The following is a 22,299-nucleotide window of genomic DNA, read 5'->3' as shown; positions in this document are numbered from 1 at the left end:
ATGACTACTCTGCGCAAGTTACCGATAGCACTGGCTGTTGCCGCTGGTGTTCTGTCAACACAAGCGATGGCCGTAGATTTCCACGGTTATGCTCGTTCTGGTATCGGTTGGACAGGAAGCGGCGGTGAGCAACAATGTTTCAAAACCACCGGCGCTCAAACTAAATACCGTTTGGGCAACGAATGTGAAACCTATGCGGAAATCAAATTAGGCCAGGAACTGTGGAAAGAAGGGGATAAAAGCTTCTACTTCGACACCAACGTAGCCTATTCCGTATCACAGCGTGACGATTGGGAATCAACGGATCCCGCTTTCCGTGAAGCCAACGTGCAGGGTAAGAATCTGATCGAATGGTTGCCGGGCTCCACCATGTGGGCAGGTAAACGCTTCTATCAACGTCATGACGTTCACATGATCGACTTCTACTACTGGGATATCTCCGGCCCAGGTGCAGGTTTGGAAAACATCGATCTGGGCTTCGGTAAGTTGTCTTTGGCCGCAACCCGTAACTCTGAAGCCGGTGGCTCCAGCGCTTGGATCGACAATCAGCGTAAAGACGCAGATAAAACCATTAATGACGTATTTGACGTGCGTTTAGCCGGATTGGAAACCAACCCAGGCGGTACGCTTGAGTTCGGTGTGGACTACGGTCGCGCTAATACTCAGGAAGGTTATGCATTGGCACAAGATGCGACCAAAGATGGCGTCTTGCTGACGGCGGAACATACTCAAAGCATGTTCGGCGGCTTTAACAAATTTGTGGTTCAGTACGCCACCGATTCGATGACCTCATGGAACAGCGGCCACTCACAGGGCTCTCTGGTGAATAACAACGGCAGTATGCTGCGTATTATTGACCACGGTGCCATTAATCTGGCTGAAAAATGGGACATGATGTACGTCGCGTTATACCAGGATACCGATTGGGATAACAAAAACGGCACCACTTGGTACAGCGTGGGCGTGCGCCCAATGTACAAATGGACGCCGATCATGAGCACCTTACTGGAAGCGGGCTACGACAACGTGAAGTCTCAGCGTACCGGCGACCGTAACGGGCAGTACAAACTGACTCTGGCTCAACAATGGCAGGCTGGGGATAGCATCTGGTCTCGTCCGGCCATCCGCGTGTTTGCAACCTATGCAAACTGGGATGAGAAATGGGGCTACAATAACGTTAAAAACAGTCCTGACCTCGGTTTAGCGCAGAACGGCACAATCGGCACCGATAGCCGTGGTAAAAGCAACGAAGTGACCTTCGGCGCACAATTCGAAGCCTGGTGGTAACAGCAGTGACGCAGCCGTCCTTCGGGGCGGCTGTTTGATTTTTTAAAACAAGATCAAGTGATAACCCGATAGATTTCACATCGCCACCTTACAGTCGATTGAAAGATAAAGGGTTATGGATTGGTTAACTTTGCCGACCTTGCCCGTGCGGAGTTAGCGCTGACGCTCAATCTATGAGGGTATAACAATGAAAAAGAATCTGCTGTCACTCTGTTTGTCTCTGGCCTTGGGTTTGACTGCGCCGCTGGCAGTGCAGGCCACTTCCACTATTTCTCCGGCCAATGTTTCGGTTGCACCGAGCATTAGTCCATCGACTTTACAAAGCTTACCGTGGCAACCGTTGGTTCCACCGGCGTCGCAGGAAATCAAACTGACCAACGCCAGCCCGCATATCTCTCAGGGTGAAATTGAAGGAGCGGTAGCCGCTTTCGCGTTGCCAGCCGATCGCGGTTCGATGGAAATCACGCTGAGTAGTCAGGTGGTGGATAATAAACTCTACTCCCCAAGCGTCGTGGTGCTGGACGAACAAATGCGCCCGGCGGCCTACTATCCAGCCAGCTATTTTACCTATGAAAAAGCCGGAATCATGAGTTTCGACCGCCTTGAAGGTGTACTGAAACTGACGCCGGCATTAGGCCAAAAACAAATCTACTTGCTGGTGTACACCACCAAACAGGATCTGGCAAAAACGACCCAACTGCTCGATCCGGCCAAAGCCTATGCCCAAGGCGTAGGTAACGCAGTACCGAATATTCCCGATCCTATCGCCACTCATGCGCCGACTGGCGTGCTGAAAATTAAAGCCACTGCGGAACAAAGCATGGGCAACATTATGATTGGCTTCACTCAGCCAGCCGCGCCCGCACCAGTCGTGGTCGGAAATACTCAGCCCGTAGTGGCAGCAGTACCGGCTCCGGTGAGTAAACCGACCGAGCCAATGCTTAACGATACCGAAAGCTATTTCAATCAGGCGATCAAAGATGCGATAAAAGCGGGCGATGTGGATAAAGCGCTGAAACTGCTGAATGAAGCGGAAAAACTAGGCTCAACCTCCGCGCGTCAAACCTTTATTGGCAGCGTCAAAGGCAAGGGCTAGATACCCAGCGCTGCCGTATGTGGCTGGATGATTGGTGCGCCGTGGCGCACCTTTTTTCTTTGTGGTCTATGGGGGCGACTGCGCTTTGCCATTTTAGCATTGGGCTGTGCTCAGAATCTTCACGTACTTCGTGTATGCTCCGATTTTTCCGCGCTGTCCGTACCCAAATTGACTCTGTTCGCTACACTTTGGTATTGATGATGGCTGTTACTGTGCGTGTGGAATTTAGTTTGCGCACGATTTAGTTCGCGCACGAATGTATACCCCGACTGATTTTATCTGCGACATCTTTGGCGATGATTTATGAGGGTTATCGCGTTCTTTCCTTCCTCAACCTTATTTCTCTTAATTAAATCAATTTACCTTATGCATTGTGCGAATGTGACGCAGTTAACTCACTGTTGTCGTTATGATCATCAGATGCTACTCGACGTGTTACCCCAAGAGCTTTCTGCGCTACAATAGCCGCATGTTGACCAATTGCGGGGAGCCAGATGTATCCCCGGCGGGAGCGAGCCGAATGTCACACGGCGAGGTATCAATTCTAAAACCTATTCAATGGCGTTCTATTGAGCAGCCTAATCTCAGTGCCGATATTGCCGATTGGCTGATGGAGTTGGGGTCGATGACCCGCCGTTTTGAGCAACATTGCCAACGGGTACATATCGAACCAAAGCTGGAATGTTTTATTACTCGCGATGAACTGGGTGAAGAAGCAGAGCATTTGCCGGTAAGCCAGCGTTACTGGTTGCGAGAAGTTATTTTGTACGGTGATGCTCAGCCTTGGTTATTGGGGCGGACGGTGGTACCAGAAGAAACCCTTTCTGGCTCCGATCGTGCGCTGGTGGATCTGGGGACGGTGCCTCTAGGCCGCTATCTGTTCAGCGGCGATGCTCTGACGCGAGACTATATCCAAACCGGGTTACAGGAAAAGCTTTGGGCGCGTCGCTCACTTTTACGCCTGTCTGGGAAACCCCTGTTGCTAACGGAAGTTTTCTTGCCAGCGTCACCGTTATATCAGCTTTCCAGGGTGTGAATATGACCAAAGATTTGGGAGGTAAATAAATTGGATGGAAGTGTTCTTCAAAGCAAATGGCGCGCCTATTGCCGTTTGATGCGAATTGATAAGCCTATTGGTTCATTGCTATTACTGTGGCCAACATTATGGGCGTTATGGCTGGCAGGACGCGGTATTCCTGATGCCAAAATTCTGGTCGTGTTCGTGCTGGGCGTGTTTATGATGCGTGCCGCAGGCTGTGTGGTGAATGATTTCGCCGATCGTAAAATCGATGGACACGTAAAGCGCACCGCTTCACGGCCATTGCCCAGCGGAGCCGTGAGCGAAAAAGAAAGCAAAATCCTGTTTGGCGTACTGGTGCTAATTTCGTTCGGGCTGGTTCTGACCTTAAACAGTATGACCATTTGGTTATCTCTCGTGGGGCTGGTGCTGGCCTGGATTTATCCCTTTATGAAGCGGGTAACCAACTTGCCACAGGTGGTACTCGGCGCGGCGTTTGGCTGGTCTATTCCAATGGGTTTTGCCGCCGTAAGCGAAAGCCTACCGTTAGTATGCTGGCTATTGCTGTTGGCGAATATTTGCTGGACCGTCGCTTATGACACGCTGTATGCAATGGTAGATCGGGACGATGACCTGAAAATTGGCGTCAAATCCACGGCTATTCTATTCGGTCAGTATGACCGTCTCATCGTTGGGTTACTGCAACTGGCTACATTGTTATTGATGGTGGCTATCGGTTATCTGATGCATTTAGGCGGGGCGTTCTATTGGTCAGTTTTATTAGCCGGCGCTCTATTTATTCATCAGCAGAAAATGATTGCTAAACGTCAGCGCGAACCTTGTTTCCAGGCTTTTCTGAATAATAATTATGTTGGTTTGGTTCTGTTCCTTGGCATTCTGTTGAGTTATTGGTCATTGAATTAAACCCCAAATGATACAAATAGAAAGGGCCAGACATTATCTGGCCCTTTGCTTATTCAGCTCTCTGGAAATTATTCTGCTGGTTTATCTGGAGCAGGTAACTGATTCGTCTCGGCAGGCATACTGACGCTTTCAATCGTCAGCTTCACTTCCGGTGTCATCAAGTTGCTTAGCATAGTGTAAACTTCCAGCGTATGCTCCTGCACCGCATCGCCAATATCGTTGATATAGCCTTCTTCGCGCAGAGTCGCAACTAGCGTGGAGAATACGGCCTTATCAAAGAATTCCGGCGCGTTAATGCCATGCAGTACGGAAAGACGCTGCGCCATGATGCGACTCTCTTTCTCCAGTGCACCTCGATTGATACTTGGGTTTGCGCTGAGCAAAGAGAGCGTAATTGCGTAGCGTTGTAGCGTTTCACGCACGCCAGCGGCCAGCAACTGCAACGGGCGAATTCGCGCTGGATTCAACACTAATTCATTGCCTTTATCGCAAATCAGCTGTTGGCGCGCCAGTTCGTTAACCATCGTATCCAGCGTTGGCGCAAGTTCTTCCTTGGTATAATGCAGGAAAAGCTCGGCTTTCAGCATTGGATAAATCATACCGATCTTGCGTAATAACTCGGAACGAGTAATACGGCGATGGTACATCACCATGCTGGCAATCAGTGACGGCAGCATCAGCAAGTGCTGAATATTATTACGGTAGTAAGTCATTAACACCGCCTGCTCTCGTGGCAGGATTATGATGTCACCGATGTTGTCTTTCTCTACCTCGAACTTATTCATCTTCAAGGCGTGGTTCAGCAACTCGTCCGGCGTTTTATCCGGCACGGTCACATCTTTGGCGTAAGGCACATTGCGCAGCAGTTGCAGGTAGCAATCGAGTTGCTCCAACAGTTGCTCGCGAGTTAATGAACGCTGACGCGATGCCAGCAGTGCGGTAGAACATAAGTTCATAGCGTTAGCCGCTGCGGCATTATTGATACGAACCATGATTTGAGCAGCTAAATCGTTAACCGCCGGAGTCAGCCAACTTGGGCGCTGAGCTTCGATTGGATCGATAGAATCACGCCAGTCCGGCACGTTGTTGTTGAGATAAGTGGTCAATGGCAAAGGTTCGCCAAAGTTCACATAGCCCTGACCCAAATTGCGGAGTTTGCGCAGACCGCGCAGCATTTGCATCAGGCTTTCTTTCTCTTTGGTCGCGCCGCGCAGTTCTTTGGCGTAAGTCCCCACTTCCATTACGTGCTCGTAACCGATGTAAATTGGCACCAGAGTAATAGGGCGGGAGCCGCCGCGTAGCATGGCCTGTATTGTCATCGACAGGGTGCCCGTTTTGGGTTCCAGTAGCCGACCGGTGCGTGAGCGTCCACCTTCCACAAAGTATTCAACGGAATAGCCGCGGGTGAACAGTTCACCTAGATATTCGCGGAACACGGTGGAATACAGCTTGTTGCCTTTAAAGGTACGGCGAATAAAGAAGGCACCTAAGCGACGGAAAATCGGGCCAGCCGGCCAGAAGTTCAGGTTGATGCCGGCAGCAATGTGCGGCGGTACCAGGCCTTGATGATAAAGCACGTAGGACAACAACAGGTAGTCCATGTGGCTACGATGGCAAGGGACATACACGATTTCGTGGCCATCTTGTGCCAATTGGCGTACGCGCTCGGCGTTATGAACGTTGATACCCTGATACAGACGGTTCCAGGTCCAGCTCAACACGCGATCGGATAAACGCACGGCTTCATAAGAGAAGTTTGCCGCAATCTCTTCCATCAAATTGATGGCGTTCTGCTGCGCTTTCTCGTGGGAAATTTTCTTGGCACGCGCTTCATCAGCCACCGCTTTTTCGATAGCTTTTGACGCCAGCAGCTTCTTAAATAGCTCCTGACGCGCTGGCAGACTCGGGCCAACGGCAGCTAAACGTTGACGAGAGAAGTGCATACGCGCGACTCTGGCCAGCTTATGGGCGATGGTTTTGTCAGTGCCGTGCTCACTGGCCATGCGGCGCAGGGAGACGGTAGTCGAGAATCGCACAAAGCTATCGCGACCTAACCACAGTACTGCAAAGAATTTTTGTACGCCGTTCAGTACGCGCAGATGTGGCGTACCGTGACCTTCTCGACCCGGCGAACGCCCAAACATTACGGATACCGGCAGCATCTGGATATCCAGCTCAGGATTATTGCGATGCAGATCCAGATAATCGTGGAATAATTTTACCGATTCCTGCTTCGGGGCATAATAGCGAAATACCCGTGGGCCATTATCGATAAAAACGTGACTTGGAAGCTGTGCACCGTCGATTTCCAGAGGAATCAGCGGATCGGGAAGATCTTGTGCCAAGCACTGCGCTCGCAATGTCAGCAAATCAGCCTTAGAGTTATAAGGTAAAACATACAAAATTGGACGTGACGGGTCTAACCCCAGTTCAGTCACAGGATCTGCGGGGATTACCTTGCTTTTTACCAACAGTTTAAGTGGTAAATTCAGTAACTTATAATATATTTTACGCCAACCTGACATAACAACGTGAAGCCTCTTGTTAGCAATTCGCCGCAAGGATACCAGAAACTCGTTTTGAGATCTGTGGTGATCAGACTGATGAAAGCAGCGAAACTATTATCAATCTAATAAAAAGGTACATAACTCATGGCTAATCAATCAACAGGGCTAACCCGTATCTATAAAGCGGCAGGTTATTCTGTGAAAGGGTTAACCGCTGCCTGGAAAAACGAAGCCGCTTTCCGGCAGGAGGCCGTGGTGGCCGTCATCGCTATCATACTGGCCTTCTGGCTTGATGTGGGAGCGATAGAGCGAATTTTATTGATCGGATCTGTCGTATTAGTGGTGGTAGTTGAAATTATCAACAGTGCGATTGAGGCGGTCGTTGACCGGATTGGCAGCGAGCTGCATGAACTTTCAGGTCGGGCAAAGGATATGGGCTCCGCCGCAGTGCTCATCACGATTCTGCTGGCGGTATTTATTTGGGCTACTGTGCTGTGGTAATACTTGAATTTGGCATAGTTCAGGGAAAGAGCAAATAGTGGTGAAGAACAATACAGCCATTAATCCCTGTTTTTATTCACTCTTCGGTTCCCAATAGGGGTTTGGCTGTATATACTCACAGCTAAACTGTATAAACAAACAGGGGGCGGAATGAAAGCACTTACTACCAGACAGCAACAGGTCTACGACTTGGTTCGCGATCACATCTCGCAAACGGGCATGCCACCGACACGTGCCGAGATCGCGCAGCGTCTGGGGTTCCGTTCGCCTAATGCTGCAGAAGAGCATCTAAAGGCGTTGGCGCGTAAAGGGGTGATTGAGATTGTCTCCGGCGCTTCTCGTGGTATTCGCCTATTAATGGAAGACGAAGAAGGCCTGCCATTGATTGGCCGAGTTGCAGCGGGCGAACCGCTGTTAGCGCAGCAGCATATTGAAGGTCACTATAAAGTCGATCCTTCGCTGTTTAAGCCTAACGCTGATTTCCTGCTGCGAGTTAACGGTATGTCTATGAGAGATATCGGTATTCTGGACGGTGATTTACTTGCGGTTCATAAAACTCAAGATGTGCGCAATGGGCAGGTTGTGGTGGCGCGTATTGATGATGAAGTTACTGTTAAACGTCTGAAAAAACAGGGCAATATTGTTCAGCTTCTGCCTGAAAACAGTGAGTTTCAGCCCATCGTTGTCGATCTGCGCGAGCAAACATTTACTATCGAAGGTTTAGCCGTTGGCGTTATCCGTAATGGCGACTGGATCTAACGAATCGTGTATTTATATCTGCGGTAGGTTAGTGTTAACAGCAATCGATTCTATCCTTTAAATAAAGCCCCTTCATTGGGGTTTTATTATGTGTGCCCCGACTCAAATAATTCTGTATCTCCTCAGAAATGAAGGCATATATATTGGTTGATCACTCACGTGAGCGTGTTTTTAGTAATATTGAGAACTATCCGATAATAACGAGTTACTTGCTGATTTAAATACAAAATAATATTGTTCTTTCTCAGTGCGCCCTCTATTTTATTAATATTCCATCGTGCTAATTTAGCCATCGGCAGAATGCTCTGCTATAGTTATTTCACGGTAAGAATAAGACAATGATTAATTTAAAACTGTCTTATTAATTTACTGATGATTATATCAGCCTATATATTGATAGGAATCAAATAAACTGAGCTAACAAAAGTTAACGGAGATATTATGAATAAAGATCAAGCCGACGGTAACTGGAAGCAGTTTAAAGGGAAAATTAAAGAGAAATGGGGCAAGCTGACAGATGATGACCTGAAGGTGATCGAAGGGAAACGCGAACAGCTGGTAGGTAAAATTCAGGAAAAATACGGCTATCAGAAGGAAGCTGCGGAAAAAGAAGTGAAAGCTTGGGAAGACCATACCAAATATCGCTGGTAACCTGCGTCGGTATTAATATATGAATATAAAACTTATCTTCCTCAACGGTGTTATTAAATGTGTCGATATTTTATAAATATAGTTATTTATTAAAATATTATTTAATATCATTAAGTTTACATGTTCTATATTAATACCTTGCAAGCACAAGGAGGTGCTAATATTTCCAATGTTGGTTATAATCAATGTTAATTAATACAGTGATTCATGACGATAAAGCGTTTGTTATTTTATTTCTGCCGCCGTATGACGACAGAAATTATTTTTTGCACCAGGGTTACTTTCTTCCAAAGGTTACTTTCTTTTTGCCACCAGGCTATGGTCGTGATCGCAATGTTCATGGCTATCACAGGCTTCGACTTCGCCGCACGCGGCGCAAAGGCCGTGGGCTTCTACCACGCTGTGACGCAACGCAAAACCTGATTGTTTCGCCAACAAAGCTAATGCTTCTTCAATACCAACGGTGGTTTTTTCCGTTACCAAACCGCAGCGATCGCAAATAAACAGCGCTGAAGTGTGCAGCGGCTCCTCAAAATGATGGCACAGCACATAGCTGTTCGCCGACTCAACTTTGTGAATAAATCCTTGTTCTAAAAGAAAATCCAAAGCGCGATAGACGGTCGGTGGCTTAGCCTGAGGCTCGGAAACGCGCAATAAATCCAGCAGATCGTAAGCGCTGATTGCGCCCGGTTGCTGTGCCATCAGACGCAAAACTTCCAAACGTTGCGGTGTCAGCCGTACATTTCGTTGTTTACACAGGCTTTCGGCCTGGGCAAGCAGCTTTTCTTGGTTGATTGAAGTCATGATAATCGTCCCGCAACATTATTATTTGTGCAATTTTAACATATCTCAGCGTGTTCGCCGATAGTCGCCGTGAGTTACCTCTATCCACATCACATATCCGCATAGATCAATAGGTTAAGCCGCAAGATTATTGCGCTGGAATGCATCCTTAGGTTCTATGGTATAATCCCGCCTTCCAGCCCACTGATGATTTGCTATGCAACCAAAACAGCGGGGAATTGACGTAATAACAACCGATGAAACTCACCGCACATGCACGAAAATCAGACTGTAACTCACGCCCAAACTGGTCATTCAGACTACCCCTTACAACGTTTCTCCGTTGCGCCGATGCTCGATTGGACGGATCGTCACTGCCGCTATTTCCACCGTTTGCTGACCAAACAGGCGCTGCTTTACACGGAAATGGTGACTACCGGAGCCATTATCCACGGTAAGGCTGATTATCTGGCTTATAGTGAGCAAGATCATCCGGTAGCGCTACAGTTGGGCGGCAGCGATCCGCAGGCGTTAGCTCACTGCGCGAAACTCGCGGAACAGCGTGGTTATAACGAAATTAACCTGAATGTTGGTTGCCCTTCCGATCGGGTACAAAATGGTCGCTTTGGTGCCTGTTTGATGGGGGAAGCGGAGCTGGTTGCCGATTGTGTTAAAGCGATGCGCGATGTGGTTTCCATACCGGTGACGGTTAAAACCCGAATCGGCATTGACGATCAAGACAGCTACGAGTTTTTGTGTGATTTCGTGCAGAAAGTCTCAGAGCAGGGCGGTTGCGATATGTTTACTATTCATGCGCGTAAAGCCTGGTTATCCGGTTTGAGTCCGAAGGAAAACCGTGAAGTACCACCTCTGGATTATCCACGAGTTTATCAGTTAAAGCGTGATTTTCCCGAGTTGACTATCGGTATCAACGGCGGCGTGAAAACGTTGGATGAAGCGAAAGAACACCTCAAATATCTCGATGGCGTGATGATTGGCCGCGAGGCATATCAGAATCCGAGTATTTTGACGCAGGTAGACCGCGAACTCTTCGATCCGCAGGCGGCGATTACGGATAGTGTGGCTGCGGTAGAGGCTCTCTACCCCTACATTGAGCAAGAATTATCGCGTGGGGCTTATTTAGGCCATATCACCCGACATATTTTGGGCATATTTCAGGGCATTCCCGGTGCGCGTCAGTGGCGCCGCCATTTGAGCGAAAATGCTCATAAGCCCGGCGCCGATGTCTCTGTGGTAGAGAAAGCCTTATCTTTAGTGAAACAGCCTCAACATAATTCACTATAAGTTAGTCAAAATGACCAAGTCCGCTATGTGATTTAGCGGGCTAAAATGACACATCTCTATTTAATTCAGTTAATTAGCCATTATCTATAAGCTGGCACGCTTCTTGTAGTACTCAATCAGTATTATCCAATATTTTGGATGATAACAATTCTTAAGGAGCCAACCATGTTAGAGATTTTCTTTGTTATCGGTTTTTTCATCATGTTGATGGTAACCGGTATTTCCCTGCTGGGTATTTTAGGTGCTTTGCTGGTTGCGGCTGCTTTTATGATGGTCGGCGGGTTATTTGTGATGATGATTAAGTTATTACCGTGGCTGATTTTAGCCGTTGCAATCGTATGGATCTGGCGCGCTATGCAGAGTCCGACTATTCGTCGTTATTAATATAATTGATGGAATATTGATCGGCGTCTGTCGGCTAAATTGCAGAAAGAACAAAACGTTAAGATAAGTTTTTCTTGTGTAAACTACATGAAATAAATGCAACTGAAGATAAGTTGAACAGATGTTTTGCGGTTGTGATCACAGCTTGAAACATTTATCCGCTAATTTGCGGTTAAAGCGTTTTTTTTGCCTGAACAGGCTGCTAGGATGCGAATCGATAGTTTCTTGTATCAATATTTTCATCTCCGCTGGGAATAACAATAGTGGCATAAGCCGCACTCTTTTCCGACGGAATACACTGCTGTACCCCTACACTGTATCAATGCGTTATAAAAAAGGGTTCCTTTGCGGGAACCCTTTTTTACTGGCTGAAATCAGGATAACTGCCGAAAATAAATGTCAGCTAATCGTTAGCTTCCAGGAATGAGAAGACTGGAGCCGATGGTTTTCCTGCTTTCCAGCGTCTGGTGCGCCCGTTGGGCTTGGCTCAGTGGGAACTGCTGCTCTGGTGCGACATCGACGTTAATGGCACCGCAGGCAATCAGTGAGAATAGCTCGTTGCTGGCCTGCTCAAGTTCCTGCCGATTGGTCACATACCAATTTAGCGATGGCCGAGTAACATAAAGTCCGCCTTTCTGGTTGAGAATACCTAAATCAACGCCGGTAACCGGGCCGGAAGCGTTACCGAAACTGACGAGTAAGCCGCGCTTTTGCAGGCTGCTGAGTGAATCAAGCCAGGTGTTTTTTCCGACGGAATCATAAACAACCTTTACTTTTTCCCCCTGGGTTAGCTCGATAACCCGCTGTGCAATATTTTCTTTAGCGTAGTTTATTGTGGCCCAGGCTCCTGCCGCTTTCGCCAACTCGGCTTTTTCGTCAGAGCCTACGGTTCCAATCAGTCTGGCTCCCAGCGCTTTTGCCCATTGGCAGGCAATCAGCCCAACGCCACCGGCGGCAGCGTGAAATAGGAAGATTTCTCCTGGTTTGATTTCGTAGGTTTGACGTAGCAAATATTGCACCGTCAACCCTTTCAGAAATGAGGCCGCTGCTTGTTGAAAAGAAATGTTATCTGGCAACAGAGCGATCTTTTCGGCTGGAACATTATGAATTTCACTGTAAGCACCGAGGGCTGATTGCGCATACACCACGCGATCACCGACTTTTAACGTGCTCACCGCCGAGCCAACCTTTTTGATCACTCCCGCCCCTTCGGTTCCCAAGCCGCTTGGAAGCTGGGCTGGCGGGTATAAACCGCTGCGGATGTAAGTATCAATATAGTTAATGCCGATGGCTTTATTTTCCACCTGAACTTCATGTTCTTCCGGATTTTTTGGATTAAAATCAATGTATTGCAACACATCGGGATCGCCGGTTGTGGAAAACTGAATACGCTTGGCCATGTGAAATCCTCATAATGGAAGTCATTTAACCCTACAGCTAAGATGTGGGCGGTTCCACCTTTATAACCTTGAGGCTAATACCGATATGCGATAGCTAATTCAACGGGTATATAATTACTCGCTGCCTATCATCGCGTATACTGGGTCGTTATATTTTCTATTCTCAACCGGGTAAAGAACACTCTTCATGGCAGGAAAAAAACCAACCAACAATACGACAGAGCCACGAGACCGCCAGATGGAAGGGCTTAAACTCCCGCCTCATTCGCTGGAGGCGGAGCAGTCCGTGTTGGGCGGTTTGATGCTGGATAACGAACGCTGGGACAACGTTTCCGAACGTGTTACCAGTAACGATTTCTTCAGTCGCCCTCATCGCCGGATCTTTACTGAAATGCAACGCTTGCTGGAAATGAGCAAGCCGATCGACTTGATCACTCTTTCCGAATCATTGGAACAGAAAGGGGATCTGGAGTCCGTTGGCGGTTTTGCTTATCTGGCCGAGTTGTCAAAAAACACCCCCAGTGCGGCAAACATCGGCGCTTATGCCGATATTGTTCGTGAACGTGCAGTCGTACGCGAAATGATTTCGGTCGCGAATGAGATCGCTGATGCCGGTTACGATCCTCAAGGGCGTACCAGTGAAGATCTATTGGATCTGGCCGAATCCAAGGTATTCCAGATTGCGGAAAACCGCGTCAATAAAGACGAAGGGCCGAAAAGTATCGACCGGATTCTGGAAGATACCGTTGCGCGTATTGAGCAACTTTATCAGCGTCCGCACGATGGCGTGACCGGCGTTTCTACCGGCTATCAGGATTTGGATAAGAAAACCGCCGGTTTACAGAAATCAGATTTGATCATCGTGGCGGCGCGTCCGTCGATGGGTAAAACCACTTTCGCCATGAACCTTTGCGAAAATGCGGCGATGATGCAGGACAAACCGGTGCTTATCTTCAGTCTGGAGATGCCCGGAAACCAGATTATGATGCGTATGCTCGCGTCCCTGTCTCGCGTCGATCAGACCCGTATTCGTACCGGTCAGTTGGATGATGAGGATTGGGCTCGTATTTCCAGCACCATGGGTATTCTGCTGGAAAAACGCAATATGTATATTGATGACTCTTCGGGCCTGACGCCGACGGAAGTGCGCTCGCGAGCGCGGCGAATTTACCGTGAAAACGGTGGCCTGAGCATGATTATGATTGACTACCTGCAATTGATGCGGGTACCCGCGCTTTCTGATAACCGTACTTTGGAAATTGCGGAAATTTCTCGTTCCCTCAAGGCGTTGGCGAAAGAACTTCAGGTACCGGTGGTGGCGCTTTCTCAGCTTAACCGAAGCTTGGAGCAGCGTGCCGATAAGCGGCCGGTGAACTCCGACTTACGTGAATCTGGCTCGATTGAGCAGGATGCCGACTTGATCATGTTTATTTATCGCGATGAGGTTTATCACGAAAATAGCGATATGAAGGGCATCGCAGAAATCATTTTGGGTAAACAACGTAATGGCCCGATCGGTTCGGTTCGTCTGACCTTTAACGGTCAGTGGTCGCGCTTTGATAATTATGCCGGTCCGCAATACGACGACGAATAATCCCCAGCGAATCTGGCGTTTTAAGGCAGTTGGTTAAGATTTGCGCACCTAAATTTCTTGCTTAAATCAGCTTATTGGGTGGTTCGTCTTCAATTGACCCGAAGCTCCAATTTTCTTGGGTACATATTGATAATTAAGGATAGAAAATGAAAGCGGCAACCGCAGTCATCGACCGCCGCGCTCTGCGACATAACTTGCAACAGGTTCGGCGTTTGGCGCCGCAAAGCCGCCTGATTGCCGTTGTGAAAGCAAACGCTTATGGCCACGGGCTGTTAGAAACAGCGCACACGTTACAAGATGCTGATTGTTATGGCGTCGCTCGTATCGGAGAGGCACTTATGCTGCGCTCCGGTGGGATTGTGAAACCTATCTTATTGCTGGAAGGTTTCTTTTCCGCTGAGGATTTACCGGTATTAGTGGTCAATCATATCGAAACGGCCATCCACAGCGTTGAGCAATTGGAAGCATTAGAACAGGCAGATTTACCTTATCCGATTAATGTCTGGATGAAACTGGATACCGGCATGCATCGTCTGGGTGTGCGTCCGGATGAGGCCGAAGCGTTTTATCAGCGTCTGAGCGCTTGCTCGAATGTGGTTCAGCCGGTGAATATTATGAGCCACTTTAGCCGCGCGGATGAACCGGAAAACTCGGCAACAACACTACAAATTCAGTGCCTTGATGAGTTTGCCACCGGGAAACCGGGTAAACAGTCGATTGCTGCTTCCGGCGGAATCTTGCTGTGGCCAGAATCCCATCGCGATTGGGTTCGTCCAGGAATTATATTGTATGGAGTTTCCCCGATGGAGCAGCAAACCGGGGCCGATTTTGGTCTGCAACCTGTGATGACGCTGAAATCCAGCCTGATTGCGGTACGCGAGCATAAAACCGGTGAACCGGTTGGCTACGGTGGAACTTGGATCAGTCCGCGGGATACGCGCTTAGGCGTAGTGGCGATGGGCTACGGTGATGGCTATCCGCGTAGCGCGCCGTCTGGCACGCCTGTGTGGGTGAATGGCCGCGAAGTCCCGCTCGTTGGAAGAGTTTCTATGGATATGATTTCTGTCGATCTCGGCCCGGACTCTATGGATAAAGTTGGTGATGAAGTGGAGCTGTGGGGAGCGGATTTGCCAGTGGAAAAAGTGGCTATCGCTACCGGTATCAGCGCTTATGAATTGATTACCAAGCTAACACCTCGCGTATCAATGGAATATATCGGCGAGTAGCTTCACCGAGCATGATTTAGCAAGCCATCTGAAGGCGCGGCATAGCGATATGTGCGCCTTCTTCGTTTTAGTCATAGCCGAATATTCCCCACTGATTTTTATTTTCTCATTCCTGAATTTTTAGAGAGAAAATCCTGATAATTACCCTATAAAACATAAGGTAACGCTATTTGTTACTTTCAGTACATGCTTTTATTCCTGAGTAGCCGGGTAGGGTAAGTTAGTGCTATTTTGGTTGCACCCAATCAAGGAGAGTCATGCCGTGTTCCAGAATGTAGATGCCTATGCAGGTGATCCCATCCTTTCGCTGATGGAAAGTTTTAAAGCCGATACCAGAGATCATAAAGTTAACCTGAGTATTGGGCTTTATTACGATGCTCAGGGCGTGATCCCACAATTGCAGGCGGTAGCCACAGCGGAAGCGCAAATGAGTGCTCAGCCACAGGCTGCGTCGGTCTATTTACCGATGGAAGGTTTACAGGCTTATCGTTCTGCTATTCAGCATTTGCTGTTTGGACAAGATCACCCGATGCTGGAACAAAGTCGCGTTGCCACTATTCAAACCGTAGGGGGATCTGGCGCGTTGAATGTAGGGGCTGATTTCCTGTACCACTACTTCCCGAATTCTCAAGTGTGGGTCAGCGATCCAACTTGGGAAAATCATATTGCCATTTTCAGCGGTGCGGGCTTTAAGGTGAACACCTATCCGTACTTTGATAATGAAAAGTTAAGCGTTAATTTCGACGCAATGTCAGCCACTTTGCAGCAGTTACCGGCAAGAAGTATCGTGCTGTTACATCCATGCTGCCATAATCCAACCGGCTCGGATCTGACTAACGATCAGTGGGATCAGATCATTAGGATCGTCAAAGCGCGGGAACTGATCCCATTCCTCGATATTGCTTATCAAGGTTTTGGTGCTGGCCTGAATGAAGATGCTTATGCCATTCGTCAGATGGCTGCGGAAGGTTTGCCGTGCTTAGTCAGCAACTCTTTTTCTAAAATTTTCTCAATGTACGGCGAGCGCGTTGGCGGCTTATCCGTAGTATGTGAAAGCGAAGAGGCCGCAGGACGCGTGCTGGGGCAGCTCAAAGCTACTGTACGCCGCAACTATTCCAGTCCACCGAACTTTGGTGCGCAGGTTGTGGCTAAAGTATTGAATGATTCAGAGTTAAGCAGCCAGTGGCGCAATGAAGTCGAGCAAATGCGCACCCGTATTCTGGAAATGCGTAACACTCTAGTCGCGGCGCTGAAAGTAGCGCTGCCGCAGCGTAACTTCGATTATCTCCTGACTCAACGCGGCATGTTTAGCTATACCGGTTTTACTGAACAGCAGGTGGATCGTCTGCGAGAAGAATTCGGTGTTTACCTGATCGCGAGTGGCCGTATGTGCATGGCTGGGGTTAATCACCAAAATGTTCAACAGGTAGCTGCAGCGTTTGCCGCCGTGCAGTAAATCCGTTTTGTTTAAATGCTCAACAGATGACGACTGAATTTTCGTTGATGTGATTGTGTTGGGTACCTAAGGGCGATAGAGATATCGCCCTTTTCTATTGAGGAACCGAAGGTGATGGCCTATTCCTGATGCGTAGGTTGTGATGGGGTGATTAAAGAATATACTGATAATAGGTATCATCATTAATGTCAGGACTATCTATCGCTCACAGTAAATCTCACGGCATTACTGCATGATCAGAAAACCGGACAGCGAAAACCTAATGCTTTCTGGCTATTATTTTGAGGAAATCCGTCTTTAGAATAGTCGGTTTTTATGGCTGAATGCAGCCAGATAACAGGAGATAAGCGAATGAATAATTCGGCATTACTCGAATACTGTATGTCTAAACCGGGAGCGGAACAAAGCGATCATGAAGAGTGGCAGGCGAATCAGATTAAGGTTGGCGATGTGATGTTTGCCATGGTCAGCGAGGTACAGGGGCGTCCCGCTATTTCATTGAAAAGTAGTCCGGAATTAGCAGAACAACTGCGTGGAAAACATCCGGAGATCGTGCCGAGTGATCACTTGAACAAAGCGCACTGGAACACGGTGTTTCTGGATGGAAAGCTGCCAAACTCTCAATTCTATGCGTTGATTGATGGTTCTTATCAATTGGTATTACAAGGTTTATCAGAACAGATTCGGCAAGAATTGCGCGCCTGATCTTAGAGAGTAAGCAGAGCGGGAGGCGATGAACTCGCCCCCCGATAGACCAATATTGTGCTTTTATTTACGCACTAAAAGTGGCTTCAGGAAACGCGCGGTATGAGAAGCTTCGCACTCAGCAACGGTTTCCGGTGTACCTGATACTAAAATCTCACCGCCGCCGCTGCCACCTTCCGGGCCAAGATCCACAATCCAGTCTGCGGTTTTAATCACGTCCAGATTATGCTCAATCACCACGATGGTATTGCCCTGATCGCGCAGCTGGTGCAAGACCGCCAATAATTGCTGAATATCGGCAAAATGCAGGCCGGTAGTCGGTTCATCAAGAATATACAGGGTTTGCCCTGTACCACGTTTGGATAGCTCGCGCGACAGTTTCACTCGCTGCGCTTCGCCGCCGGACAGCGTCGTCGCCGATTGCCCCAGACAAATATAGGATAGCCCAACGTCAATCAGGGTTTGCAGCTTACGCGCCAGCGCAGGCACTGCATCAAAGAACTCCCGCGCTTCTTCGATGGTCATTTCCAATACTTCGTGAATATTTTTGCCTTTATATTTCACTTCCAGCGTTTCACGGTTATAGCGTTTACCTTTGCACTGATCGCAAGGGACGTAAATATCTGGCAGGAAGTGCATTTCTACCTTAATGACGCCATCGCCCTGGCAGGCTTCGCAGCGCCCACCTTTCACGTTAAAACTGAAACGACCTGGGTTATAGCCGCGGGTGCGAGATTCAGGAACCCCGGCGAATAATTCGCGCACAGGTGTAAAGATACCAGTATAGGTTGCCGGGTTGGAACGTGGGGTCCGGCCAATAGGACTTTGATCGATATCTATGACTTTATCGAAATGTTCCAAACCCTGAATATCACGGTAGGGGGCAGGTTCGGTAATGGTAGCGCCGTTTAATTGACGCTGAGCAATGGAATACAAAGTGTCATTAATCAGCGTTGATTTGCCCGAACCGGATACGCCGGTAATACAGCTAAACAGGCCAACCGGCAGAGTTAAGGTCACGTCTTTCAGGTTGTTGCCAGTAGCGCCGATTAGCTTCAACACTTTGCTCGGATCGCCGGGAACACGCTGCGTTGGAACCGCAATTTCCCGCTTTCCGCTAAGGAACTGACCGGTTAAGGATTCTGGCGCCGCCATAATGTCATCGACGGTTCCTTCTGCCACCACTTGCCCACCGTGAACGCCAGCGCCTGGGCCGATATCAATCACATGATCTGCGGCGCGAATCGCATCTTCGTCATGTTCGACCACAATGACGGTATTGCCCAGATTGCGTAGGTGAATCAATGTTTCCAGCAGGCGTTCGTTGTCTCGCTGATGCAAGCCGATGGACGGTTCATCCAGCACATACATGACCCCGACTAAACCGGCCCCAATCTGGCTAGCTAAGCGAATTCGCTGAGCTTCGCCGCCGGACAGCGTATCGGCGGAACGTGATAAGGAAAGGTAGTTTAGACCGACGTTGACTAAAAACTTTAGCCGGTCGCCGATCTCTTTCAGGACTTTTTCCGCAATTTGGGCGCGTTGGCCGCTGAGTTTCATATTCTGGAAGAAGGTTAGAGCGTGGCCGATGCTTAATTCGGAAATTTCAGGCAGCGTGGTGTTTTCCACAAATACATAGCGCGCTTCTTTACGTAAGCGAGTGCCGTGGCAAGAAGTACAAGAGCGGTTGCTGATAAATTTCGCCAGTTCTTCCCGCACTGCGCTGGATTCCGTTTCTTTATAACGGCGTTCCATGTTGTGTAACACGCCTTCAAACGGATGACGGCGTATCGTGGTATCGCCACGATCGTTCATGTATTTGAATTCTATACTTTCTTTGCCGGAGCCGTACAGCACTGCTTTTTGCGTTTCTGCGCTCAGGGTATTGAACGGGGCTTCAATATCAAATTTATAGTGCTCTGCCAGTGAACGCAGCATCTGGAAATAATAGAAATTGCGGCGATCCCAACCGCGAATGGCACCGCCAGCCAGCGAGAGCTCAGGGTTTTGTAGCACGCGATCCGGATCGAAGAATTGTTGTACGCCTAAGCCATCGCAGGTCGGGCAAGCACCGGCCGGGTTGTTAAAGGAGAACAGACGCGGTTCCAGCTCGCTCATGCTGTAGCCACAGATTGGGCAGGCAAAATTGGCGGAGAACAGCAGTTCTTCGGCGTTTGCATCGTCCATATCGGCCACGATCGCGGTGCCGCCGGAGAGCTCCAGCGCCGTTTCAAAGGATTCTGCCAGACGCTGAGCCAGATCTTCCCGTACTTTAAAGCGATCCACGACCACTTCAATAGTGTGCTTTTTCTGTAGTTCCAGCTTCGGCGGATCCGAAAGATCGCAAACCTCGCCGTCGATGCGCGCGCGGATATAGCCTTGCGTCGCCAGGTTTTCCAGCGTTTTGGTGTGCTCGCCTTTACGATCCTGCACCACCGGAGCCAGTAACATTAGACGACGACCTTCCGGCTGTGCTAGCACGTTATCAACCATTTGGCTGACGGTCTGTGCCGCCAACGGAACATCATGATCCGGACAGCGCGGTTCCCCTACGCGAGCGAACAGCAAGCGCAGGTAATCGTGAATTTCGGTAATGGTTCCGACGGTGGATCGCGGGTTATGAGACGTAGATTTTTGTTCGATAGAAATGGCCGGAGACAGACCTTCGATATGGTCAACGTCCGGTTTTTCCATCAATGACAGAAACTGGCGCGCATAGGCGGAAAGAGACTCAACGTAACGGCGCTGGCCTTCGGCGTATAAGGTATCAAACGCCAGTGAAGACTTACCAGAGCCAGACAGGCCGGTGACAACAATCAGTTTGTCGCGCGGGATAATCAGGTTGATATTCTTGAGATTATGGGTACGAGCGCCCCGAACTTCGATATTATCCATACAAACATTTCCCGGATTAAACTGAGCCTCTCACCGTGTCTTTTATTGTGCAGCCTAATGTAAAAAATGCACGTTGCAACGCCAGAAAAAGGACACGGCCAGTACGAAACGGATAATTATGACACAAAAAAACCTGAATGAATATCCAGTATATGGCTGCAATTCAGGCTGATTGTTTTGCTAAACTTGAATGTATCCCGCAGTAACGATCGGCAGTGCCGTTTAGGCTCTAGCGTGTTAAACTTACTCGTTTATACTGTACAAATTTACTTCATCAGGAGAGTTCACATGGCCAGCAGAGGCGTAAACAAAGTGATTTTGGTCGGGAATTTGGGCCAAGACCCGGAAGTCCGTTACATGCCGAACGGTGGGGCAGTTGCCAACATCACACTGGCCACCTCCGAAAGCTGGCGTGACAAGCAAACCGGCGAGCAGAAAGAGAAAACCGAGTGGCATCGCGTAGTGTTGTTCGGCAAGCTGGCAGAAGTGGCTGGTGAATATCTGCGTAAAGGTTCACAGGTTTATATCGAAGGCGCACTGCAAACTCGCAAATGGCAGGATCAAAGCGGCCAGGAACGTTACACCACGGAAGTGGTTGTTAACGTTGGCGGCACGATGCAAATGCTGGGTGGTCGTCAAGGCGGTGGTGCTCCTGCTGGCGGCGCGCAGGGTGGTTCCAACGATGGCGCACAAGGCGGTTGGGGTCAGCCTCAGCAACCTCAGGGCGGCAACCAGTTCAGCGGCGGTCAGGCTCCACGCCAGGCGCAGTCTGCTCCAGCGCCACAGCAGCAGGGCGGCAACGAGCCACCAATGGATTTTGATGACGATATCCCGTTCTGATCCTTAGGATCTTATCGACGTCATCTAAAGATAGATAAAACATCAAAGCCCAGCGTAATAGCTGGGTTTTTTCGTTTCTGGGAGTTGGAACCTGATAAGTGCTATGTCTGAAATGCCACTATACGGCTTTCACTTATTTTAGAGCCTTGGTTTTGACGCTGGGGATTACAGGTTGATTACAGGCGCGTCGAAGAGATAAATGTGCCTTGCAAGACCAAATCGTCCTCTTTTTGAGAAACCGGCAATTATTTCTCTTTTTTGGCGGTTTGGAGATTACGGATCAAATCATCAATGCAGTTACTGGCAAGCATTTCTACGGCTTCGCTGCGGGTGGATTCGATCAATCGGGACAGTTTATCTATTTTACGTATGATAGATCCTTTGAGCGAAAGGGAAACAGCTCGCTTTTTATCCTTATCAAGAAACACCCGACTAACCACTTCGCTATTTTTCGACTCCGCGTGTGCGGTGAGTACTTTGGCCATACTACGTAAGGCTTTTTTATCCAGATTCCCGGGGTTAACCAATTGATAAGAATGAGTGGCCTTGCTGTACTTTATTTCAGCGGAATAGGATTCACGCAGTTCTTTTAACGCGCGGGTTAGCGTAGGCTCGGAACAATCAAGGGACGAAATAATTCGAATGGCAGAGACTGCTTTTCCCGAACCCAGAATATTTGCCAGCGTGAAGATTCGAGCCTGTTTTGTGCTGAGTTGCATAGTTAGTTACCGCCTGCATTCATTGCCAAGAGTTCTATTGCCGGGAAAATAAAGAAGGTGGACATCTTCCTGATAACCAGATGGTTTCCCGTTATCTTGCTGATGCATTTGGTTAATCCTGAGATGTTCACCGCTTCAAAGGGTAGTGCATAAATGGCGATTCCGGCTAGCCTCAACAGATAATCCTGTTTCAAGCTAAGATGGTTTCCTCTGTTTTTTTGTGCCATAGGAGGTCAACCAACTCGGTAT

The 22,299-nt window shown here is 48.7% G+C and carries 20 protein-coding genes; 14 read left to right on the top strand and 6 right to left on the bottom strand.

All coding sequences use genetic code 11. The annotated features are described in order from the left end of the window. The 4 genes from AD970_RS08965 to ubiA all read left to right on the top strand — a co-directional run bounded on the left by AD970_RS08965 (position 1) and on the right by ubiA (position 4,325). Positions 1-1,287, top strand: coding sequence for a maltoporin (locus AD970_RS08965; RefSeq protein WP_049598060.1), 1,287 nt, complete (start codon positions 1-3; stop codon positions 1,285-1,287). Between the two features lie 187 nt (positions 1,288-1,474). After that, positions 1,475-2,383, top strand: a complete 909-nt coding sequence (gene malM, locus AD970_RS08960) for a maltose operon protein MalM (protein ID WP_049598058.1) — start codon at positions 1,475-1,477, stop codon at positions 2,381-2,383. 520 nt (positions 2,384-2,903) lie between these two features. Beyond that, positions 2,904-3,419 (top strand): chorismate lyase, encoded by a 516-nt coding sequence (gene ubiC, locus AD970_RS08955; protein WP_049598056.1) that lies wholly within the window; start codon positions 2,904-2,906, stop codon positions 3,417-3,419. A 30-nt stretch (positions 3,420-3,449) separates the two neighbouring features. Next, positions 3,450-4,325, top strand: coding sequence for a 4-hydroxybenzoate octaprenyltransferase (gene ubiA, locus AD970_RS08950; protein WP_049598055.1), 876 nt, complete (start codon positions 3,450-3,452; stop codon positions 4,323-4,325). A gap of 68 nt (positions 4,326-4,393) precedes the next feature. On the opposite strand, the gene plsB is transcribed toward ubiA, so the two are convergent. Then, the gene (gene plsB / locus AD970_RS08945) at positions 4,394-6,850 is read right to left on the bottom strand and encodes a glycerol-3-phosphate 1-O-acyltransferase PlsB (protein ID WP_049598054.1); all 2,457 of its coding nucleotides are present in this window, start codon (positions 6,848-6,850) and stop codon (positions 4,394-4,396) included. Between the two features lie 126 nt (positions 6,851-6,976). Between plsB and AD970_RS08940 the strand changes: the two genes are divergently transcribed. From AD970_RS08940 to AD970_RS08930, 3 genes are all read left to right on the top strand, one after another. Then, complete coding sequence (locus AD970_RS08940; protein ID WP_049598052.1) at positions 6,977-7,333, top strand: diacylglycerol kinase; 357 nt, start codon at positions 6,977-6,979, stop codon at positions 7,331-7,333. A gap of 150 nt (positions 7,334-7,483) precedes the next feature. Further along, on the top strand, positions 7,484-8,092 hold the full coding sequence (gene lexA / locus AD970_RS08935) for a transcriptional repressor LexA (RefSeq protein WP_049598050.1): 609 nt from the start codon (positions 7,484-7,486) through the stop codon (positions 8,090-8,092). Between the two features lie 441 nt (positions 8,093-8,533). Then, positions 8,534-8,743, top strand: coding sequence for a CsbD family protein (locus AD970_RS08930; protein ID WP_049598049.1), 210 nt, complete (start codon positions 8,534-8,536; stop codon positions 8,741-8,743). A gap of 294 nt (positions 8,744-9,037) precedes the next feature. Here the strand turns inward: AD970_RS08930 and zur are convergent, their stop codons facing one another. Next, complete coding sequence (gene zur / locus AD970_RS08925) at positions 9,038-9,547, bottom strand: zinc uptake transcriptional repressor Zur (protein WP_049598047.1); 510 nt, start codon at positions 9,545-9,547, stop codon at positions 9,038-9,040. 252 nt (positions 9,548-9,799) lie between these two features. On the opposite strand from zur, the gene dusA reads away from it, so the two are divergent. Together dusA and pspG are read left to right on the top strand one after the other, a co-directional pair. After that, complete coding sequence (gene dusA / locus AD970_RS08920) at positions 9,800-10,831, top strand: tRNA dihydrouridine(20/20a) synthase DusA (protein WP_049598045.1); 1,032 nt, start codon at positions 9,800-9,802, stop codon at positions 10,829-10,831. A gap of 165 nt (positions 10,832-10,996) precedes the next feature. Beyond that, the gene (gene pspG, locus AD970_RS08915; protein WP_049598043.1) at positions 10,997-11,215 is read left to right on the top strand and encodes an envelope stress response protein PspG; all 219 of its coding nucleotides are present in this window, start codon (positions 10,997-10,999) and stop codon (positions 11,213-11,215) included. Positions 11,216-11,625: 410 nt separating this feature from the next. Here the strand turns inward: pspG and AD970_RS08910 are convergent, their stop codons facing one another. Then, positions 11,626-12,615 carry a quinone oxidoreductase gene (locus AD970_RS08910; protein WP_049598041.1) on the bottom strand — a complete coding sequence of 330 codons (990 nt, stop codon included), beginning with the start codon at positions 12,613-12,615 and terminating at the stop codon, positions 11,626-11,628. A 187-nt stretch (positions 12,616-12,802) separates the two neighbouring features. On the opposite strand from AD970_RS08910, the gene dnaB reads away from it, so the two are divergent. From dnaB to AD970_RS08890, 4 genes are all read left to right on the top strand, one after another. Beyond that, a complete protein-coding gene (dnaB, locus tag AD970_RS08905) occupies positions 12,803-14,209 on the top strand; it encodes a replicative DNA helicase (protein WP_049598040.1) in 1,407 nt (468 codons plus the stop codon). 146 nt (positions 14,210-14,355) lie between these two features. Further along, a complete protein-coding gene (alr, locus tag AD970_RS08900; protein ID WP_049598038.1) occupies positions 14,356-15,435 on the top strand; it encodes an alanine racemase in 1,080 nt (359 codons plus the stop codon). Between the two features lie 262 nt (positions 15,436-15,697). Then, the gene (locus AD970_RS08895) at positions 15,698-16,891 is read left to right on the top strand and encodes an amino acid aminotransferase (protein ID WP_049598036.1); all 1,194 of its coding nucleotides are present in this window, start codon (positions 15,698-15,700) and stop codon (positions 16,889-16,891) included. A 351-nt stretch (positions 16,892-17,242) separates the two neighbouring features. Continuing rightward, a complete protein-coding gene (locus AD970_RS08890) occupies positions 17,243-17,596 on the top strand; it encodes an MmcQ/YjbR family DNA-binding protein (RefSeq protein WP_049598035.1) in 354 nt (117 codons plus the stop codon). A gap of 63 nt (positions 17,597-17,659) precedes the next feature. Here AD970_RS08890 and uvrA read toward each other — a convergent pair whose 3' ends face one another. Next, the gene (gene uvrA / locus AD970_RS08885; RefSeq protein WP_049598033.1) at positions 17,660-20,491 is read right to left on the bottom strand and encodes an excinuclease ABC subunit UvrA; all 2,832 of its coding nucleotides are present in this window, start codon (positions 20,489-20,491) and stop codon (positions 17,660-17,662) included. Positions 20,492-20,779: 288 nt separating this feature from the next. On the opposite strand from uvrA, the gene ssb1 reads away from it, so the two are divergent. After that, complete coding sequence (ssb1, locus tag AD970_RS08880) at positions 20,780-21,331, top strand: single-stranded DNA-binding protein SSB1 (protein ID WP_049598032.1); 552 nt, start codon at positions 20,780-20,782, stop codon at positions 21,329-21,331. A gap of 245 nt (positions 21,332-21,576) precedes the next feature. Here the strand turns inward: ssb1 and AD970_RS08875 are convergent, their stop codons facing one another. Further along, positions 21,577-22,050, bottom strand: a complete 474-nt coding sequence (locus tag AD970_RS08875; RefSeq protein ID WP_049598031.1) for a hypothetical protein — start codon at positions 22,048-22,050, stop codon at positions 21,577-21,579. A gap of 2 nt (positions 22,051-22,052) precedes the next feature. Further along, the gene (locus AD970_RS08870; RefSeq protein ID WP_049598029.1) at positions 22,053-22,277 is read right to left on the bottom strand and encodes a hypothetical protein; all 225 of its coding nucleotides are present in this window, start codon (positions 22,275-22,277) and stop codon (positions 22,053-22,055) included. Positions 22,278-22,299 lie beyond the last annotated feature (22 nt).

Origin of the sequence: Yersinia nurmii, from assembly GCF_001112925.1 — a bacterium.
Taxonomy (GTDB): Bacteria; Pseudomonadota; Gammaproteobacteria; order Enterobacterales; family Enterobacteriaceae; genus Yersinia; species Yersinia nurmii.
The sequence above is the reverse complement of the archived record's forward strand: the minus strand, read 5'-3'. Positions and strand labels throughout refer to the sequence as shown.

Excerpts from the sequence above, each read along its gene's own strand:
- AD970_RS08965 (WP_049598060.1), top strand. The coding sequence starts at position 1 with ATGACTACTCTGCGCAAGTTACCGATAGCACTGGCTGTTGCCGCTGGT.
- malM (WP_049598058.1), top strand. The coding sequence starts at position 1,475 with ATGAAAAAGAATCTGCTGTCACTCTGTTTGTCTCTGGCCTTGGGTTTG.
- ubiC (WP_049598056.1), top strand. The coding sequence starts at position 2,904 with ATGTCACACGGCGAGGTATCAATTCTAAAACCTATTCAATGGCGTTCT.
- plsB (WP_049598054.1), bottom strand. The coding sequence starts at position 6,850 with ATGTCAGGTTGGCGTAAAATATATTATAAGTTACTGAATTTACCACTT.
- AD970_RS08940 (WP_049598052.1), top strand. The coding sequence starts at position 6,977 with ATGGCTAATCAATCAACAGGGCTAACCCGTATCTATAAAGCGGCAGGT.
- lexA (WP_049598050.1), top strand. The coding sequence starts at position 7,484 with ATGAAAGCACTTACTACCAGACAGCAACAGGTCTACGACTTGGTTCGC.
- AD970_RS08930 (WP_049598049.1), top strand. The coding sequence starts at position 8,534 with ATGAATAAAGATCAAGCCGACGGTAACTGGAAGCAGTTTAAAGGGAAA.
- zur (WP_049598047.1), bottom strand. The coding sequence starts at position 9,547 with ATGACTTCAATCAACCAAGAAAAGCTGCTTGCCCAGGCCGAAAGCCTG.
- dusA (WP_049598045.1), top strand. The coding sequence starts at position 9,800 with ATGCACGAAAATCAGACTGTAACTCACGCCCAAACTGGTCATTCAGAC.
- pspG (WP_049598043.1), top strand. The coding sequence starts at position 10,997 with ATGTTAGAGATTTTCTTTGTTATCGGTTTTTTCATCATGTTGATGGTA.
- AD970_RS08910 (WP_049598041.1), bottom strand. The coding sequence starts at position 12,615 with ATGGCCAAGCGTATTCAGTTTTCCACAACCGGCGATCCCGATGTGTTG.
- dnaB (WP_049598040.1), top strand. The coding sequence starts at position 12,803 with ATGGCAGGAAAAAAACCAACCAACAATACGACAGAGCCACGAGACCGC.
- alr (WP_049598038.1), top strand. The coding sequence starts at position 14,356 with ATGAAAGCGGCAACCGCAGTCATCGACCGCCGCGCTCTGCGACATAAC.
- AD970_RS08890 (WP_049598035.1), top strand. The coding sequence starts at position 17,243 with ATGAATAATTCGGCATTACTCGAATACTGTATGTCTAAACCGGGAGCG.
- uvrA (WP_049598033.1), bottom strand. The coding sequence starts at position 20,491 with ATGGATAATATCGAAGTTCGGGGCGCTCGTACCCATAATCTCAAGAAT.
- ssb1 (WP_049598032.1), top strand. The coding sequence starts at position 20,780 with ATGGCCAGCAGAGGCGTAAACAAAGTGATTTTGGTCGGGAATTTGGGC.
- AD970_RS08875 (WP_049598031.1), bottom strand. The coding sequence starts at position 22,050 with ATGCAACTCAGCACAAAACAGGCTCGAATCTTCACGCTGGCAAATATT.
- AD970_RS08870 (WP_049598029.1), bottom strand. The coding sequence starts at position 22,277 with ATGGCACAAAAAAACAGAGGAAACCATCTTAGCTTGAAACAGGATTAT.